The following is a 2,566-nucleotide window of genomic DNA, read 5'->3' as shown; positions in this document are numbered from 1 at the left end:
CCCCCCCCCCCCCCCCCCCCCCCCCCCCCCCCCCCCCCCCCCCCCCCCCCCCCCCCCCCCCCCCCCCCCCCCCCCCCCCCCCCCCCCCCCCGCCGCCCTCCCAAGACCGAGCCGCTGCCGCAGTACACCGTCAGCGCCGAACGCCACGACCACGCGCTCGACGACTCCTTCCTGACCATCGCCCGACGCCTGCCCGCCCTCTCCGGCACCGCCCTACGCCTGGCCTGGGCCGCCGACCGGCGGGCCTTCTTACTGACCGCCGTACTGCAGGTGGTCTCCGGGGTCCTCACCGCGACCGGGCTGCACGCCACCGCCGGCGTGCTGGCCCCGCTGTTCGCTGATGGAGCCACTGCCGACCGGCTGCGCGCCGCTGTCCCCTCGCTGATCCTGATCGGCGCCGCCGCGTCTGCCCGCTCGGTCATCAGCGCGCTCACCGTCGCCACCACCGCCCGCATCGGCCCCAAGGTCGACGGCATCGCCGAGCGCCGCTACCTGGAAGCCGCCACCCGCGTCCCCCTCGCCGCCTACGACGACCTCGCCTGGTGCGACCACTCCGAAGCCGCCAGCCGCGCCGCCAAAGACGCCCACCTCATGGTCGACAACCTCACCACCACCCTCACCACCCTCATGGGACTCCTCGCAGCCGCCGGAGTCCTCTCCCTCCTCCACCCCCTGCTGCTCCCGCTGCTCCTGCTCGCCGTGCTCCCCCGCGGCTGGGCCGCCGTCCGCACCGCCCGCACCGCCTACCTCGCCGACCGCCACGTCCTTGCCGACCGGCGCCTGCGCCACACCTGGATGTTCCACACCTCCGGCCGCCCCACCGCCCTCGAAGTCCGCGCCGGGACCATGCGCACCTGGCTCCTCGAGCGGTTCACCACGGTCACCACCCGCCTCGAAGAACATGCCGCGCAGGTCGGCAGCACCAGCGCCCGCTACCTGATCACGGGCGACGCCCTCGCCGGGACCTGCACCATCGGCGTCTACGCCACCCTGATCTGGCTGACCTCCACCGGCCGCATCCCGCTCGCCGCGGCCGGCACCGCCGTCATCGCCGTCCAGACCAGCCAGCGCCTGCTCACCCAGCTCGTCACCGGCGTCAACGGCGCCTACAAAACCGGCCTCTACCTCGGCGACTGGGCCGACTTCCTCACCGACGCCGACGCCCGCACCCCCACCCCGCTCACCCGCGCCCCCCTCCCACGCCACCTTGAGGTCATCGAAGCGCACGACGTGTCCTTCACCTACCCCGGCGCCACCCGCCCCGCCCTGTACAACGTCAGCGTCCGCATCCGGCGCGGCGAAGTCCTGGCGGTCGTCGGCGCGAACGGCAGCGGCAAGTCCACCCTGGCCAAGCTCCTCGCCGGCCTGTACGCCCCCACCACCGGCACCGTCACCTGGGACGGGATCAGCCTCGCCGACGCCGACCCCGAACAGGCATGGAGCCAGCTGGCAATGCTCCCGCAGGACTTCGCCCGCTGGCCCGTCACCGCCCGCGAGAACATCACCCTCGGCCGCCCCGGCGACGACGACACCGTGCAGGCCGCCGCCCGCGCCTCCGGCGCCGACACCGTCCTCAAAGCCCTGCCCGACGGGCTGGACACCAACCTCGCCCCGTCCTGGTGGGGCGGCCGCGACCTCTCCGGCGGCCAATGGCAACGCATCGCTGGCGCCCGTGCCTTCTACCGCCAGGACGCCGAACTCCTCATCTGCGACGAACCGACCGCCGCCCTCGACCCCCGCGGCGAGGAAGCCGTCTATGACCGCATCCGGACCCTGAGCAAAGGCCGCAGCGTCGTCCTGATCACCCACCGCCTCGGCTCCACCCGCAACGCCGACCGCATCATCGTCCTCGACGACGGACACCTCATCGAGGAGGGCACCCACGAGACTTTGATGGAGCTGGACGGCGAATACGCGGCCATGTACCGAACGCAGGCCAGGACGTACAGCGACCCCGTCACCTGACGCGGCTGTTCCTGACGAATCGCCTACCGGTCGCCGAGCAGGCGGCGCAGCATGCCGCGTAGTCCGCGCGGGCGTTGCTCGGGGAGCGGAGCGGGCGGTGCGGTAGGCGGGTACGGCGGAACGGCCGGAGGGCCAGCTGGCGGTGCACTGGGCAGCGGGCTCGGAGGAGCGGGCACAGGCGGCTCGGACACCGTCAGGTCCGGGGGAGCGGGGGATTCCGTGGGGAAGCCGGACTGGCCGCCGGCCTCGTCCGGTACCTGACCACCTGCCTGGCCAGGTACCGCGGGCGGCTCCGGGACAGCGTCCTGCTGCTCTGACGGTACTGGGGGTAAGAGCTGTCCGGCGCCGTCGGCGGCCTCCGCGATAGCGTCCGGGGCAGGGGAGACGTGGCGGGCGGCGTACAGCTCCTGGGCGTGCTTCCTGCGCCAGCGGTGTCGGCCCTCTTGACTGCCGTAGAGCTCGTCCATGACCCGGTATGCCAGCGCGGGTTGGAAGACGGCCCGTGTCCTACTGATCTTTTCGTAAGTTCGGTGGGGTTGCTGAGTGGATGGTCAGGCCGGTGTGGGCGAGGAAGGACCATGGCAGTTGTGGGTTGTGGTTG

Annotated in this window: 1 protein-coding gene; it reads left to right on the top strand. The window is 73.1% G+C overall.

The annotated features are described in order from the left end of the window. The first annotated feature begins 270 nt into the window (after positions 1 to 270). A complete protein-coding gene (locus tag ACZ53N_RS37055) occupies positions 271 to 1,965 on the top strand; it encodes an ABC transporter ATP-binding protein (RefSeq protein WP_469145096.1) in 1,695 nt (564 codons plus the stop codon). Positions 1,966 to 2,566 lie beyond the last annotated feature (601 nt).

It is taken from the genome of Streptomyces sp. NPDC033229 (genome assembly GCF_055576875.1).
Note: the sequence above shows the minus strand (reverse complement) of the source record. Positions and strands in the feature narration are given on the sequence as shown.